This is a genomic window from Superficieibacter sp. BNK-5 (assembly GCF_047456055.1).
Classification (GTDB): Bacteria; Pseudomonadota; Gammaproteobacteria; order Enterobacterales; family Enterobacteriaceae; genus Superficieibacter.
This window is the reverse complement of the sequence record NZ_CP179893.1, coordinates 3,420,614-3,435,791: the sequence shown is the minus strand read 5'-3', so window position 1 is coordinate 3,435,791 and position 15,178 is coordinate 3,420,614. Positions and strand designations below refer to the sequence as shown.

13 protein-coding genes are annotated in these 15,178 nt (G+C 56.2%); 4 read left to right on the top strand and 9 right to left on the bottom strand.

All coding sequences use genetic code 11. The annotated features are described in order from the left end of the window. Positions 1–7 precede the first annotated feature (7 nt). The 4 genes from astB to ACMGGS_RS16390 are packed head-to-tail and all read right to left on the bottom strand — an operon-like array spanning position 8 to position 5,056. Complete coding sequence (gene astB, locus ACMGGS_RS16405; protein ID WP_414163505.1) at positions 8–1,333, bottom strand: N-succinylarginine dihydrolase; 1,326 nt, start codon at positions 1,331–1,333, stop codon at positions 8–10. Further along, positions 1,330–2,808, bottom strand: coding sequence for a succinylglutamate-semialdehyde dehydrogenase (gene astD / locus ACMGGS_RS16400; protein WP_414163504.1), 1,479 nt, complete (start codon positions 2,806–2,808; stop codon positions 1,330–1,332). The genes astB and astD overlap by 4 nt, the downstream gene beginning before the upstream one ends. After that, on the bottom strand, positions 2,805–3,839 hold the full coding sequence (astA, locus tag ACMGGS_RS16395) for an arginine N-succinyltransferase (protein ID WP_414163503.1): 1,035 nt from the start codon (positions 3,837–3,839) through the stop codon (positions 2,805–2,807). The genes astD and astA overlap by 4 nt, the downstream gene beginning before the upstream one ends. Then, on the bottom strand, positions 3,836–5,056 hold the full coding sequence (locus ACMGGS_RS16390) for an aspartate aminotransferase family protein (RefSeq protein WP_414163502.1): 1,221 nt from the start codon (positions 5,054–5,056) through the stop codon (positions 3,836–3,838). Before ACMGGS_RS16390 ends, astA begins: the two co-directional genes overlap by 4 nt. Before the next feature lie 424 nt (positions 5,057–5,480). Here ACMGGS_RS16390 and xthA point away from each other — a divergent pair, with 424 nt between their 5' ends. Further along, on the top strand, positions 5,481–6,287 hold the full coding sequence (gene xthA, locus ACMGGS_RS16385; protein WP_414163501.1) for an exodeoxyribonuclease III: 807 nt from the start codon (positions 5,481–5,483) through the stop codon (positions 6,285–6,287). After that, positions 6,287–6,700, top strand: coding sequence for a pyrimidine (deoxy)nucleoside triphosphate diphosphatase (locus tag ACMGGS_RS16380; RefSeq protein WP_414163500.1), 414 nt, complete (start codon positions 6,287–6,289; stop codon positions 6,698–6,700). The genes xthA and ACMGGS_RS16380 overlap by 1 nt, the downstream gene beginning before the upstream one ends. On the opposite strand, the gene ACMGGS_RS16375 is transcribed toward ACMGGS_RS16380, so the two are convergent. After that, positions 6,660–6,935 (bottom strand): DUF1496 domain-containing protein, encoded by a 276-nt coding sequence (locus tag ACMGGS_RS16375; protein WP_414163499.1) that lies wholly within the window; start codon positions 6,933–6,935, stop codon positions 6,660–6,662. The genes ACMGGS_RS16380 and ACMGGS_RS16375 overlap by 41 nt on opposite strands. 224 nt (positions 6,936–7,159) lie before the next feature. On the opposite strand from ACMGGS_RS16375, the gene gdhA reads away from it, so the two are divergent. After that, positions 7,160–8,503: an NADP-specific glutamate dehydrogenase gene (gene gdhA / locus ACMGGS_RS16370; RefSeq protein ID WP_176918220.1), complete on the top strand. Its 1,344-nt coding sequence runs from the start codon at positions 7,160–7,162 to the stop codon at positions 8,501–8,503. Between the two features lie 39 nt (positions 8,504–8,542). On the opposite strand, the gene ACMGGS_RS16365 is transcribed toward gdhA, so the two are convergent. The 4 genes from ACMGGS_RS16365 to ACMGGS_RS16350 all read right to left on the bottom strand — a co-directional run bounded on the left by ACMGGS_RS16365 (position 8,543) and on the right by ACMGGS_RS16350 (position 13,145). Further along, positions 8,543–9,352 (bottom strand): hypothetical protein, encoded by an 810-nt coding sequence (locus tag ACMGGS_RS16365; protein WP_414163498.1) that lies wholly within the window; start codon positions 9,350–9,352, stop codon positions 8,543–8,545. A gap of 130 nt (positions 9,353–9,482) precedes the next feature. Beyond that, positions 9,483–11,429 carry a DNA topoisomerase III gene (locus tag ACMGGS_RS16360; RefSeq protein WP_414163497.1) on the bottom strand — a complete coding sequence of 649 codons (1,947 nt, stop codon included), beginning with the start codon at positions 11,427–11,429 and terminating at the stop codon, positions 9,483–9,485. Between the two features lie 4 nt (positions 11,430–11,433). Continuing rightward, positions 11,434–12,477, bottom strand: coding sequence for a selenide, water dikinase SelD (selD, locus tag ACMGGS_RS16355; RefSeq protein WP_414163496.1), 1,044 nt, complete (start codon positions 12,475–12,477; stop codon positions 11,434–11,436). 116 nt (positions 12,478–12,593) lie between these two features. Next, positions 12,594–13,145: an NAD(P)H nitroreductase gene (locus ACMGGS_RS16350; RefSeq protein ID WP_176918224.1), complete on the bottom strand. Its 552-nt coding sequence runs from the start codon at positions 13,143–13,145 to the stop codon at positions 12,594–12,596. Positions 13,146–13,311: 166 nt separating this feature from the next. Here ACMGGS_RS16350 and sppA point away from each other — a divergent pair, with 166 nt between their 5' ends. Beyond that, on the top strand, positions 13,312–15,165 hold the full coding sequence (gene sppA / locus ACMGGS_RS16345) for a signal peptide peptidase SppA (protein ID WP_414163495.1): 1,854 nt from the start codon (positions 13,312–13,314) through the stop codon (positions 15,163–15,165). The last annotated feature ends 13 nt before the right edge of the window (positions 15,166–15,178 follow it).

Genomic DNA, 15,178 nt, shown 5'->3' with positions numbered 1-15,178 from the left:
GCCCCCGTTAGCGCTGGAAGGGATAGACAGAGCCGAGGTGGAGGATCTGCGTCAGGTTGTCCAGCGCCTCGCGCCCCTCGCGCAGCAGGTGTGGATCGGCCAGATCGGTCTGCACCAGTTGATCACAGTAATAGCGATCTACCCAGCGATTTAAGCTGTTGAACAGTTCATCATTCATCATGACGGCCGGATTCACTTTTCGACGCTCTTCTTCCGTCAGCACCACCCGCAGGCGCAGACAGGCCGGGCCGCCGCCGTTCGCCATACTTTCGCGCAAATCAAAGACCTTCAGCTCGCTGATGGGATTGTCCTCTTCCAGCAGTCGGGTCAGATAACGCCAGACCCGCGGATGTTGCTGCGACTCCTGGGGCAACACCAGCAGCATTGAGCCATCGGCTTTACTCAAAAGCTGGCTGTTAAAAAGATAGGTGGCGACGGCTTCATCGACGCTGACCTCACTGGCCGACACCTGAATCGGCATAAAACCGGGAATACGCTGGTGCAGCGTCGCCATCAGCGCAGGCTGATCGACAAAAGCCTCTTCATGACAGAACAATACCTGGCGGTTGCTCACGGCGATCACGTCATTATGAAAAACGCCGCAGTCAATCACCGCCGGATTTTGCCGGGCGAAAACGAGCTGCTGCGGATTGACCTGATTCAGCCGTGCCACTGCCTGACTGGCTTCCAGCGTCTGACGCGCCGGGTAGCGCTCCGGACGCGCCACACCGCTCTCTTCACGTCCGTAGACAAAAAGCTGAATGCCCGGCTGACCATACTCCCCGCCGAGGCGGTTATGGTTCGCCGCGCCTTCATCGCCAAACAATGCCACCTGCGGCAGCGCGGAATGGATCGCGAACCGGGAGGGATCGGTAAAAATGGCGCGCAGTAACGCTTCGGTGGTTGGCGCTTCGCTGGCGCGGTGAAATTTGTTATTCAGGTTAGCCACCGTCAGGTGAACTTTGCCGTCCAGCGCATCCGCAGAAGGACACACCGTGGCGGCATTCGCCACCCACATTGACGAGGCTGAACTCACCGACGACAGCAGCCACGGGGCCTGCGAGGCGACGGTTTCAATAATCTTTTCATCGCTGCCACTAAATCCCAGTTGCCGCAACAGCGCAATATTCGGCCGCTCCTGCGGCGGGATCACCGCCTGCATAAACCCGGCGTCGGCCAGCGCCTTCATCTTTAATAACCCCTGCTTCGCCGCCAGCTTGGGATTCGACAGTTGCAGACGATGTTTTGTCGACGCCTGATTACCAAACGAGAGGCCCGCATAGTGGTGAGTGGGACCCACCAGCCCGTCAAAGTTCACTTCCCTGGCGTTCATAACTGTTCCTCGCGGTCAAAATTCAGTCCCGGACTGAGTGTGGCTGGCAGGGTTAACGCAGATGACGCCAGGCTTGCCATTGGCCACGCGCAATAATCGGCGGCATACCACGCGCCAGGCCGATGATTTCCGGACGCACCGACGCCGCCGAAGGGCGCGGTGCTGGCTGCGCCGGTCAACGGTTTATTCCAGTTGACGATCCCGGCTCGCGCCTCCAGCAATAATTGCTCAAACTTCTCCCGTTCGCCAGAAATCAACCCGCTCGCCAGCCCGTAGCGGGTGGCGTTCGCCAGGCGGATGGCGTCATCGAAATCATCATAGCGCCAGACGCACAGTAACGGGCCGAAGACCTCTTCATCCGGGGTAGTTGCCACACCGGTAACATCGACAATTCCCGGTGTTAGCAGCGAGGTGCCCGGCTGGAGCAAGCGCGGTTCCAGCAACGTCACGCCGCCGTTGTCGACGTGCTGCTTCCATGCCTGAACAACGTGCTGCGCGGCCTGTTCTGAAATCAATCCCCCCATAAACGGCGGCGGTTCGGCATTCCACGCGCCGGGCGTCAGGCGACGGGCAACCTCCACCAGCCGGGCCAGAAAACGATCGCCCTGCTCGCCCCGCTTCACCAGTAGCCGCCGTGCGCAGGTGCAGCGCTGTCCGGCGGTGACAAATGCGGACTGAATGGTGAGATGGACGGCGGCGTCAATATCCGCTGGCTCATCAACGATGAGCGGGTTATTGCCGCCCATTTCAAGGGCGAGGATTTTCTGCGGTTGCCCGGCCATTTGTTGATGCAACTGCGCGCCGGTGGCGGAACTGCCGGTGAATAACAGACCGTCGATGTCGGCAAGCTGACTAAGCGCGACGCCGGTTTTCCGACCGCCCTGTACCAGATTCAGCACGCCGGGAGGTAAGCCCGCATCTTCCCACAGCTTAACCACCGCCTCACCGCTGGCCGGGGTCAACTCACTGGGTTTGAAAATCATCGTATTGCCTGCCAGCAGCGCGGGCACGATATGGCCGTTCGGCAGATGGCCCGGAAAGTTATAGGGACCAAAGACCGCCAGCACGCCATGCGGACGGTGGCGTAACGTGGCCTCACCGTCCGGCAGATCGGTACGCTGTTCACCGGTGCGAACGTGATACGATTTTACCGAGATCGCAATCTTATTGATCATCGCCGCCACTTCAGTTGCCGCCTCCCAGCGCGGTTTGCCGGTTTCTCTGGCGATGATTTCCGTTATGGCCGGTTTATGACGCTCCAGCAGCGAGGCAAATCGTTCAACAATCGCCTGACGGGCGCTGAACGGTTGTCTGGCCCAGCCAGCAAACGCCGCGCGTGCCGCGTCCCCGGCCTGACGGACCTGTTCAGCATCAGCATCATAGCCATGCCACACCACCTCGCCTGATACCGGATTGCATTTAACGCGGCGCTCGCCACGACCCGTTATCCAGTCACCGTTGATCCACTGGCTCATTGTTTTTTCTCCTCAGCGCACAGACGTACCACCCGGACATGGTCGCCCGCATGACATTTCAGGGCGTCCATCTGGGCCGCCGTCAGGATCAGCCGCTCGCACTTCGGATCGGCCTCAATCAACATGGCACGAAAGTGATGATACTGTTCGTTAGCGACCAGGCACATCGGCTGCTCGCCCGACGCGGGTTGACCTTCTGCAACCGTCACCAGCCGGCTTTTGCGAATGGCACGCACGCGGTCGATATCGCACTCCAGCGTCGGGCCACCGTCAAAGATGTCGATGTAATCCCGGTAGCGGAAGCCCTCTTTCTCCAGTACCGCACGGGCTGGCGCGGTTTGTGGATGCACCTCGCCAATGACGGCCTGCGCCTCGGGTGACAGAAAATCGGTATAGATAGGATGCCTGGGCATCAGCTCAGCAATAAAGGCTTTTTGCCCGGTGCCGCACAGGTAGTCCGCCCTCGCAAACTCCATCGAAAAAAAACGCTTGCCAAGACCTTCCCAGAACGGGGAATAGCCGTTGTCGTCAATCACGCCGCGCATTTCGGCAACCACTTTTTCATTGAAGCGGTCGCGAAATGCCGCCATAAACAGAAAGCGTGATTTTGACAACAAATAGCCGTTTCCCTCTTTGCGCCAGGCGGGATCGAGAAACAGGGTGCATAATTCGCTGCTGCCAGTATGGTCATTACTCAAAAAGAGCGCCGGGAGCGCGTTATACACGTTCAGTTCTTTGGAAGCATGAACCAGGGTGCCAACACGGTAGTTGTACCAGGGATCGTTTAAGCCAACCGCGACCTCAATGGCACAAATTCCGGCGACGTCGCCGCTGTCCGTGTCTTCCAGCACAAAAACGTACCCCTGCTCGCCACGCTCAATGGTGCCTTGCCAGGTTTGTAGTGAACGTTCAATACGCGCTGAAAGCGTCGCTTCATCGGCAGGAAGCGAGGTTAAGCCACCGCCTGTTTTACCGGCCAGCGCCACCAGTGCGGGCAAGTCATCATGGGCAACCGGGCGAATAATCATCATGATGAACCTCCTGACACAAAGCGTTCACAGGCGCGGGCAAAGCGGTCAAGACCTGCGGTGATCTCTTCTTCGCTGATAATCAGCGCCGGGGCGAAGCGCACTACGTTGCCACCGGCAATCAGCACCATCAGCCCCTCGTCGGCCGCCAGGTTACTCAGCTCTTTGGCTCGCCCGGCATAACGTTCGTCGAGCACGCAGCCGATCAGCAGGCCAAGACCACGGATCTGTTTAAAGACGCCGGTTTTCTGGCTGATAGCCTGTAGCCGTTCGCTGAACCACTGGTGGCGCTGCTTCACGCCGTTCAGCACCTCTTCACGGTTAATCAGGGAGAGGACTTCTCCGGCGACCGCACTGGCCAGCGGGTTACCGCCGTAGGTGGTACCGTGAGTGCCGACGGTCATGACTCTGGCGCAGGCGTCGGTTGCCAGCAGCGCACCAATCGGAAAGCCACCGCCCAGCGCCTTGGCGGTGGTCAGTAAATCAGGCGTGACGCCATAATGCATGTAGGCATACAGCTCGCCGGTACGCCCCACGCCAGACTGCACTTCGTCAAAAATCAGCAGCGCATGATGGCGATCGCACAACTCCCGCAGGCCGCGCAGAAAAGCCGGTTCGGCAGGCACGACGCCGCCCTCGCCCTGAATCGGCTCGACAATCACCGCACAGGTGTCGTCGTTGATCAGCTCGTGTGCCGACGCCAGATCGTTAAATACCGCGTGGCGGATGTCCGGAGGGAGCGGCGCAAAATCCCGCGAATAGGCAGGCTGTCCGCCAGCGGAGACGGTGAACAAAGTGCGGCCGTGAAACGCATTATTGAACGCCACGATACCGCTTTTGTGCGGGCCGACCCGATCGTGCGCATATTTACGTGCCAGCTTGAGCGCCGCTTCATTGGCTTCCGCCCCGGAGTTACAGAAGAAAACACGATCGGCAAAGGTGGCGTCGATCAGGCGTTTCGCCAGCCGAAGGACCGGCTCATTGGTATACCCATTGCCGGTATGCCAGAACTTGTCCGCCTGATCTTTCAGCGCCTGATTCAGCGCCGGATGCGCATGTCCCAGCGCGTTTACCGCGATGCCACCCGCAAAATCAATATAGTCCTTACCCTGCTGATCCCACAGGCGGGAACCTTCTCCGCGTACCGGAATAAAAGACGCCGGAGCGTAGACAGGCATCATCCATTCATCAAAATTATTACGCGTTATTGACTGAGACATAGCGACCTCATCCGGTAAATGAAAAGTTTATGAAATGTTAATTTTCATGAGCGTTTGCGCTGTAAATGTAGATTGCAGGCATCGTGCCAGCCAGCGAAAAAAATGCATAAATCGGATGAGAGAACGAAATATCAAGGAGATACAAGCCGACGCTATGCACCTATATTGCATATAAAGTGCATAACTAGTCTGAAAGGAGGTTTTATAGCGCGATAATCAGAAATATTATTCATACGTAAAATATAATTCTGGAAATGTGATCGCCTGCGAAATTTCTCGTAGATTTACGCCTCAAAACGGGGCGTCGTGCACCGGGATCGCGCAAAAATTGCACGCTGGCGGATGAGGCGAAGCATTGCCGCGCCATACGGCGTAATTTCTGCTACCATCGCAGCTCTACTCATCCAGCACAGTGGCAGCGACTATGAAATTTGTCTCTTTTAATATCAACGGCCTGCGCGCCCGCCCTCACCAACTTGCCGCGATTATCGAAAAGCATCAGCCCGATGTCATTGGCCTGCAGGAAACCAAGGTCCACGATGATATGTTTCCCCTCGAAGAGGTGGCGAAGCTGGGATATAACGTGTTTTACCACGGGCAAAAAGGTCATTACGGCGTCGCGTTATTGACCAAAGAGACGCCGGTCTCGGTGCGTCGCGGCTTTCCGAATGACGATGAAGAGGCCCAGCGCCGGATTATCATTGCTGAAGTGCCCTCGCCGCTGGGCAATGTCACCGTGATTAACGGCTATTTCCCCCAGGGCGAAAGCCGCGATCATCCGCTTAAATTCCCTGCCAAAGCCCAGTTCTATCAGAACCTGCAAACTCTGCTGGAGAGCGAACTGAAAAAAGAGGATCCGGTGCTGATTATGGGGGATATGAATATCAGCCCCACCGACCTGGATATTGGCATTGGCGAAGACAGCCGCAAACGCTGGCTGCGTACCGGCAAATGCTCGTTCCTGCCGGAAGAACGTGAGTGGATGCAGCGCCTGCTGGGCTGGGGCCTGGTGGACACTTTCCGTCAGGCGAATCCGGAGACGACCGAGCAATACTCCTGGTTTGATTATCGCTCAAAAGGCTTTGATGATAATCGCGGCCTGCGCATTGATTTGCTGCTGGCAAGCACCCCGCTGGCCGAGCGCTGCGTGGAGACGGGTATTGATTATGAGATCCGCAGTATGGAAAAACCCTCAGACCATGCGCCGGTATGGGCGACGTTTAAGGTTTAATGAAAATTCTCGACGTGGTTGCCGCCATCATTGAACGTGATGGCAACATTTTGCTCGCTCAGCGATCTGAACAGGCCGATCAGCCAGGGCTTTGGGAGTTTGCGGGCGGAAAAGTGGAGCCAGGCGAAACGCAGCCGCAGGCGCTCGTTCGTGAACTGCGGGAAGAGCTGGGGATCGATGCGACGGTGGGAAGCTATGTCGCCAGCCATCAGCGCGACGTCGCGGGCCGGATGATCCACCTTCATGCCTGGCACGTCCCGCAGTTTAGCGGTACGTTAACCGCTTATGAACACCAGGCGCTGATCTGGTGTTCCCCTGCGCAGGCGCTGGCTTATCCGCTGGCACCCGCCGACATTCCATTATTAGAAGCGTTTATGCTTTTACGCGCCGCCAGACCAGCGGATGAGTACTGAGGGTCTTTTCATCGCGCTGACATTGGAGCAGTACCCCTTCGGTTTTAATCACCGCACCCTCAGAATAATATTGATCCTGATAGACGCAGCACTGGTTACAGGGCTGCGCACGTTGACCGCTGGAGCTAAAGACTTCGGGCGGAACATTCACCTCAACATCGGGGCGAATTCGCTGGTCTGCCAGCGCGCTGGTACAGCTCAATGCAAAAATCGCGGCAGCGATAATAGTCTTCATATTATTTAATTCCTGAATGTATTTATTGCTTACTATAACCAAAGCCAGATAAATATTCTGTCATCACTTTTTATTATGATGTCCAGGCCATTATAAATTCGCCCTCTGATAGATTTTTTTCTTGCAACCCGCACGGGCGCGAATGCTATAGTCGAAAAGCAGTCACTTTTTAATCGCAACCATAATAACTACAACCCATCACATCATAAGAGGATCTTATATCTATGGATCAGACACGCTCTCTGGAAACTTTTCTTGCCCGCGTACAGCAGCGCGATCCAGAGCAAAAAGAATTCGCTCAGGCCGTGCGCGAAGTTATGACAACATTATGGCCATTCCTGGAACAGAATCCCCGCTATCGCGAAATGTCGCTGCTGGAACGGCTGGTCGAACCCGAACGCGTGATTCAGTTCCGCGTGGTATGGGTTGATGATCGTAATCAGGTTCAGGTCAACCGTGCCTGGCGCGTACAGTTCAGCTCTGCCATCGGCCCTTTTAAAGGCGGTATGCGCTTCCACCCGACCGTTAACCTGTCCATTCTGAAATTCCTCGGCTTTGAACAGACGTTCAAAAATGCGCTGACTACCCTGCCGATGGGCGGCGGTAAAGGCGGAAGCGATTTCGATCCGAAAGGAAAAAGCGATGGTGAAGTGATGCGCTTCTGCCAGGCGCTGATGACCGAATTATATCGCCACCTTGGCCCGGATACTGACGTACCGGCAGGCGATATCGGCGTGGGCGGACGTGAAGTCGGCTTTATGGCCGGGATGATGAAAAAACTCTCCAACAATACCGCCTGCGTATTTACCGGCAAGGGCCTCTCATTTGGCGGTAGCCTGATCCGTCCGGAAGCGACCGGCTACGGGCTGGTGTACTTTACCGATGCGATGCTGAAGCGTCATGGTCTCGGTTTCGAAGGCATGCGCGTCGCGGTGTCCGGTTCCGGCAACGTCGCGCAGTACGCGATTGAAAAAGCCATGTCGCTGGGCGCGCGCGTTATTACCGCCTCCGACTCCAGCGGCACGGTCGTCGATGAAGCGGGCTTTACCGCTGAAAAACTGGCACGCCTGGTGGAAATTAAAGCCAGCCGCGATGGCCGCGTAGCCGCCTACGCGAAAGAGTTTGGCTTAACGTACCTCGAAGGCCAGCAGCCCTGGAACGTCCCGGTAGACATCGCCCTGCCGTGCGCCACTCAGAACGAACTGGATGTGGATGCGGCTCGCCAGCTTATCGCTAACGGCGTGAAAGCGGTGGCGGAAGGAGCCAACATGCCGACCACCATTGAGGCGACCGATCTGTTCCTGGACGCTGGTGTCCTGTTTGCGCCGGGCAAAGCGGCCAACGCGGGCGGCGTGGCAACGTCGGGTCTGGAAATGGCGCAGAATGCGGCACGCATGGGCTGGAAAGCCGAGAAAGTGGATGCCCGCCTGCACCATATTATGCTGGATATCCACCACGCCTGCGTCGAATACGGCGGTGAAGGCAAACAGACGCATTACGTGCGCGGCGCGAATATCGCCGGCTTTGTGAAAGTGGCCGACGCGATGCTGGCGCAGGGTGTGATTTAAGTGTTGTGCGCCTCGTGAAAAGCGAGGCGCTTTATTTCGTTACTGATAACCTGCCCAGGCGCGATCCAGTACCTCCACTGCCGGTTGGGCTATCGCCACGCTGCTGGGTGGCAGAGTGCTGGTCCTGACCCTGCTGGAGCGTAATTCTCCCCATGACCAACTCACCCGGACGTTGCTGTCCAGTCTGGCGATCGCTTGCGCGGCGTTGTTACCGTAAATGAAAGGGAAATCAGCGGCGGTAATAAATTCAGATTTACCAATGCGCAGTTTCGAAATGGGATTAAAGCGCATTTTTCCAACGCTAATTAAATACCCTTCCGGCACTTCCAGCGCGGTTAATTCCGGGACTTTCTGAATATAAAAATTCTCTTCATTGATAAAACAGCCGTGAAAATCGGCATCGTTATCATTAATGCTTTCCCGGGTTTCACAGGCAAAATGCCAGCCATCATCACCGCTACCGATATAGCCATCGGCATTCACCCCGGTATGCGTTAGCGTATAGCGGGTGTTGCCAAGGCTGCCCTCCTCTTTAGCAAAAAGATCGAGGGTGGCAGGCACGTTGCGACTGGCGGTGATCTGGCAGGTTATTCTTCCTTGCGGGAATAACGGACGGGACGAAAAGGTCATAATGACGGGCGCAAGGCTATATTCCGTTACCGAGCTAATCTCGCTGGCAAAGTATAAATCTGCGCAGTGAACAGAATGCAAATTCGCCTGTTGCTTCAGCCACGTGGTTTCCTCGAGGGTAGCCCGACGAAACGGATGCCGGGTTACGCCGCCGTCAGTCGTGGCATGTGATAAGGCAGAAAAGAAAAACAGCGCCGCAAATATATATTTTTTATCCATGTATTTAACCCGATAAATATTTATCCCTTATTTTTATCCGGGATATCGCCCAAAAGTCGGCGGGAATAATATCAGGGTTAAAAAAAACGCCTTTGAGCAATATCCCCTCAAAGGCGTTTTTCAGAATATATTAAGACGCCGCGGCGTCTGCGCCTTTACCGGGCGACGCCGATTTTTTGCTACTGCGTTTACGGAAGGTTTTTTTCTTATCCGCACCCGGCACAACAATGCCCCGGAACTGACGTACCGGCGTGCTGCGGGCCTGGTGAATCAGGTCATGAAGGGTGCCAACCAGCGGCTGCATAAAATCCTGATAGCGGCACTGTTTTTCACTGATTTGCGTCAGCACCGACTCCCAGTGCGCGGTCATATCTGGCCGTGCCGCCATTTCGGGCAGAGAGTGGATCAACGCGCGCCCCGCTTCCGTTGAATGAATGTAACGCCCCTGCTTATGTAAGAAGCTGCGCTTAAACAGCAGTTCGATGATCCCGGCGCGAGTCGCTTCGGTGCCAAGACCATCCGTAGCACGCAGGATCTTCTTCAGATCTTTATCCTGCACAAAACGGGCGATCCCGGTCATGGCGGAAAGCAGCGTGGCATCGGTAAAGTGGCGCGGGGGCTGAGTTTGCCGCTCGACGACCTCGCCTTTTTCACACAACAGCTCATCGCCTTTGGCCACTACCGGCAGCGGCGTGCCGTCATTCTCTTCATCCCGCTCTTTCGAGCCAAGCAGCGTGCGCCAGCCCGCATCGGCCAGAAAACGCGCTTTAGCAACGAATTTGCCGTTGGCAATTTCCAGCTCAATGACGCATTTACGGAACACGGCATCCGGGCAAAATTGCATCAGATACTGGCGGGCAATCAGACCGTACACCTTCGCCTCATTGTCGTTAAGATTGACGGAGGAACTGCGCGCTGTCGGGATGATCGCATGGTGGGCATCCACCTTTTTATCATCCCAGCAGCGGTTGCGTTTGTTCGGATCGACCGCCGGCTGTGGCAGCAGCTCTGGCGCATGAACGCTGATCGCGTTCATGACTGCCTGACGCCCGGCGAAATGTTCCTCTGGCAGATAGCGACAGTCTGAACGCGGGTAGGTAATCAGCTTGTGGGTTTCATATAGCTTCTGGCAAATATCCAGCACGTTCTGCGCGCTGAGATTGAAACGTCTGGCGGCCTCAATTTGCAGCGATGAAAGAGAAAACGGCAGCGGCGCGGGTTCTGATTCCCGTTTATCGTTATACGAGGTGACGATGGCGGGCTGCCCGGCAATCCGGCTCACGACGTGATCGGCCAGCGGACGGTGCAGCAGACGCCCCTCTTCATCCTGATACGGTTCGCAGGCTTCGCTGGGTTGCCAGAGGGCAGTAAAGCGCTCGTCCTTTGGCGTGACAATATGCGCTTTCACATCGAAAAAATCTTTAGCGACGAAGTTTTCAATTTCTTCATCGCGTCTGACCACCAGCCCGAGTACCGGCGTTTGCACGCGCCCCACGGAAAGCACGCCCTGATAGCCCGCGTTGCGTCCGAGAATGGTATAAGCGCGGGTCATATTGATACCGTACAGCCAGTCGGCCCTTGCTCGCGCCAGGGCAGAGACGCACAGCGGAATAAACTCGCTGTTAGCACGCAGGCGCGAAATGGCGCGCTCGACGGCCTGCGGGTTGAGATCGTTAATCAGGCAGCGCTGTACCTGCTGTCGCTTTGCCGGGGCGAGTTGCAGGTAGTCCAGCACCTCATCCACCAGCAGTTGCCCTTCACGATCCGGGTCTCCCGCGTGGATCACCTCTTCGGCCTCGTGCAGAAAACGCTTAATCACGTTGAGCTGTTTCGTTACCGACGGTCGCGGCTGGAGCTGCCACTTTTCGGGCACGATAGGCAGATCGCTCAGATTCCAGCGCGCGTAGCGGCCATCGTAGGCGTCAGGCTGCGCCTGTTCGAGAAGATGGCCGATACACCAGGTCACTACCTGGCCATTTCCACACTCAATAAAGCCATCGCCCTTGCGATGCGGTTTAGGCAGTACATCCGCAATCGCCCGACCGAGGCTTGGTTTTTCCGCAATAAACAGCCGCATCGACTTAACGGATCTCGATCATCGGTCGTCCCGCGCGTGCATGCACCAGTTCGCCAATGGCGCTCAGGCTGATGCCAAATTCCGCGGCGGCGGCCTGGACTTCCGCTTCGCCTTGTTCTGTCACCGCCAGCAGCAGGCCACCGGAGGTTTGCGGATCGCACAGCAGGTTGCGCCACGCTTCCGGCATATCGCCCATCAGGTGCCCATAGCTGGCATAGTTACGCCCGGTCCCGCCCGGCACCGCGCCCAGCAGGATATACTCTTCCACGCCCGGCAGTTTCGGCACATCTTCAAAGCGGATCTGCGCCTGTACGCCTGCGCCCTGACACATTTCGCTCAGGTGGCCCAGTAAACCAAAGCCGGTGACGTCGGTCATCGCTTTCACGCTATCAAGGTTGGCAAACGCCGCGCCGGCAAGGTTCATCTGGCACATTACTTCCGTCGCCAGTCCCTGATGTTCCGGCTTAAGCAGGGATTTTTTCTCGGCGGTCGTTAACACGCCAATTCCCAGCGGCTTGGTAAGATACAGTTTGCATCCCGCCTGAGCAGTGCTGTTTTTCTTCACGCGCTCCGTCGGCACGATGCCCGTCACCGCCAGACCAAAAATAGGCTCAGGGGCATCAATAGAGTGGCCGCCTGCGAGAGCAATACCCGCCTGTTTACACGCATGACGCCCGCCTTCGATCACCTCGCGGGCGATTTCCGGAGCCAGTTTCTCAATCGGCCAGCCAAGAATAGCGATGGCCATAATTGGCTTTCCGCCCATGGCAAAAATATCGCTGATGGCGTTAGTGGCGGCAATGCGGCCAAAGTCGAACGGATTATCAACGATCGGCATAAAGAAGTCGGTGGTGCTGATAACGGACGTGCCGTTGCCCAAATCATAGACCGCCGCATCGTCGCGGGTTTCATTGCCGACAAGCAAGTTGGGGTCGATAAACTTTGCCTGTTCGCTGTGCAGGATCGTCTCCAGCACTTTAGGGGAAATTTTACAACCGCAACCCGCTCCGTGGCTGTATTGCGTTAAACGAATAGCTTGCGCGCTCATGGACCTCTCCTGTTAATGCACTGCCGCTATGGTAGCGCCAGAAGCGGGCAGTGATAAGTACTACTGTCTGAATCACGCTGCTTTCGCTCATAATCCAGACAGTTTTTCCGCTGTTATCAAAAATAGCGCACGAATGGCGCGGTATCGGCCATCTCAATGGTGGTTGAGGCTTTTAATTGCGGCGTGCCCAGATAAAGGAAACCGACGATTTTATCCTGCGCGCGGCATTCCAGCCCTTCACGCACAACCGGGCTGTCGGTTAACGGACCACTGCGCCAGATGCCGTTAAATCCTTGTGCCAGCGCCGCCATTTGCATGGCCATCACCGCGCAGCCGGCAGACATTTCCTGTTCCCAGCGTGGCACCTTATGGTGCTCCTCGCATTTTGCCACTACCGCGATAATCATCGGGGCACGAAGCGGCGCGTTACGCGCTTTGTCGATGGCTTTTTCGTCCGATCCGGCCTCGATTGCGCCTTTTTCCAGCAGCTCACCGAAGCGCTGACGCGCCTCACCTTCTACAATAAAAAATCGCCACGGTTGTAACGTACCGTGGTCCGGTGCGCGAATGCCGGCGCGTAAGATATTTTCCAGTTGATCGCCTGCCGGAGCCGGGTCGATCAGCCGTGAAGCACTGCGGCGGTTGACGAGCAGTTCAAGTGCGTCCATTAATTAACTCCTGTTATGTTAATTCTTCACAAAATTAACATGTACAGGCGTTTTGTTACAGCACCGGCGGCGATTCCTGCTGACAAGTGGCGGCGGTGTATTTAGGATAGCCACACGATTTTGCCGACACGGCAAATTTTTCATTCTGTTTGGTCAGGGAGATTGCATGCGAACCCTTTGGCGATATATTGCCGGATTTTTTAAGTGGACATGGCGTTTACTGAACTTTGTACGCCAGCTAGTTCTTAATGTGGTGTTTATTTTCCTGCTGCTGGTATGCGTCGGGATCTGGATGCAGCTCACCAGCGGTCCGGAAGAGAACACCCAGCGCGGCGCACTGCTGCTGGATATTACCGGTGTTGTTGTCGATAACCCGTCTCCCACCAGTAAACTGAGCGCGGTGACTCGCCAGTTGTTTGGTGCCAACTCCGATCGCCTGCAGGAAAACTCGCTATTTGATATCGTGCATTCTATTCGGCAGGCAAAAGAAGACCGTAATATCACGGGCATAGTGCTGGATTTGAAAAACTTCGCCGGGGCCGATCAGCCGTCGATGCAGTACATCGGTAAAGCGCTGCGCGAGTTCCGCGACAGTGGCAAACCGGTGTATGCCGTTGGTGACAGCTATACGCAGGGCCAGTATTACCTCGCCAGCTTCGCGAACAAAATCTGGCTGTCGCCGCAGGGCACGGTCGATCTGCACGGTTTTGCCACTAACGGCCTGTATTACAAATCGCTGCTGGATAAGCTGAAAGTGTCCACCCACGTGTTCCGGGTCGGCACGTATAAATCCGCAGTCGAGCCGTTTATTCGTGATGATATGTCTCCTGCCGCACGTGAAGCGGACAGCCGCTGGATTGGCGAGCTGTGGCAGAACTATCTCTCTACCATTGCCTCCAATCGAAAGATCACCGCGCAACAGGTATTCCCTGGTGCTCAGGGGGTTCTCGACGGATTGCGTAAAGCCGGTGGCGATACGGCGAAATACGCGCTGGACAACAAACTGGTTGATGAGCTGGGTTCCAGCGCCGATATGGAAAAAGCGCTGACCAAACAGTTTGGCTGGAGCGATAAAGACAAAGATTTTAGCGCCATCAGCATGTATGACTATGCGCTGAAAAAACCGGCGCAAGAAGGTGGCAAAATCGCGGTGATCTTCGCTAACGGCGCGATCATGGATGGTGAAGCGACCCAGGGTAATGTAGGTGGCGATACCACCGCTGCCCAGATCCGCGAAGCGCGTCTCGATGCCGATGTGAAAGCCATCGTGCTGCGCGTTAACAGCCCTGGCGGCAGCGCCAGCGCTTCAGAAGTCATTCGTTCAGAACTGGCGGCGGCAAAAGCGGCGGGTAAACCGGTGGTGGTTTCCATGGGGGGAATGGCGGCATCCGGCGGTTACTGGATTTCAACGCCAGCGAACTATATCGTGGCTAACCCAAGCACGCTGACGGGCTCTATCGGCATCTTCGGCGTGATTAACACCGTAGAAAACAGCCTTGATTCGATTGGCGTCCATACCGATGGCGTGGCTACCTCGCCGCTGGCGGATGTTTCTATTACGAAAAATCTGCCACCGGAAGTTCAGCAGATCATGCAGTTGAGCATCGAAAATGGCTATCAGCGCTTTATTTCGCTGGTTGCCGCGGCCCGTAAGAGCACGCCGGAGCAAATCGATAAGATTGCTCAGGGCCATGTCTGGACCGGTCAGGATGCAAAAAATAACGGTCTGGTCGACAGCCTCGGCGACTTTGACGATGCGGTTGCCAAAGCGGCCGAGCTGGCTAAGCTCAAGCAGTGGCAACTGGATTATCTGGTGGAAGAGCCAGGCGTCTTCAACATGGTGGTTGATAGTCTGACCGGTTCGGTCCGCGCCATGCTGCCGCAGGCAATGCAGGCGTACCTTCCGGCTCCGCTGGCAGGTGCCGCAAGCGTGGTGAAGGAAGAAAGCGATAAACTCGCGGCCTTTAACGATCCGCAAAACCGCTATGCGTTTTGCTTAACCTGCGCGAATATTCGTTAACCCCTGTCTCCCT